The sequence below is a fragment of the Escherichia sp. AM3 genome (genome assembly GCF_032029835.1).
Lineage (GTDB): Bacteria > Pseudomonadota > Gammaproteobacteria > Enterobacterales > Enterobacteriaceae > Escherichia > Escherichia coli.
In genome coordinates this window covers 1-239 of sequence record NZ_JAVUPQ010001283.1, presented here as the reverse complement: position 1 = coordinate 239, position 239 = coordinate 1, and the positions used below count along the sequence as shown (strand labels likewise).

The following is a 239-nucleotide window of genomic DNA, read 5'->3' as shown; positions in this document are numbered from 1 at the left end:
GGTCACCCGCACGTGAATGCGCGCGCCATCTTCACGCAATTCGGTGATCGCCTGGCGCAACAGATCGTTGCCTGCACTTTTGCCATTGAGAATTAATAAACTGTCTGGATAGGATGCCATCCGGGTTGCTCCCTTTTTTAACTATAGAAAGAGTGTATCCCAGAGAAGGAAAAAGCGGGTAAGAACAGGATGAAAGGCAAAAAATAAGCCCGCGTAAGGGAGATTACGCAGGCTAAGGA

At 49.0% G+C, this 239-nt stretch carries 1 pseudogene; it reads right to left on the bottom strand.

The window, feature by feature from the left end:
- Window positions 1-120: pseudogene (locus RTW80_RS30685) on the bottom strand (lipid kinase YegS); the annotation flags it as partial.
- Between the last annotated feature and the right edge of the window lie 119 nt (window positions 121-239).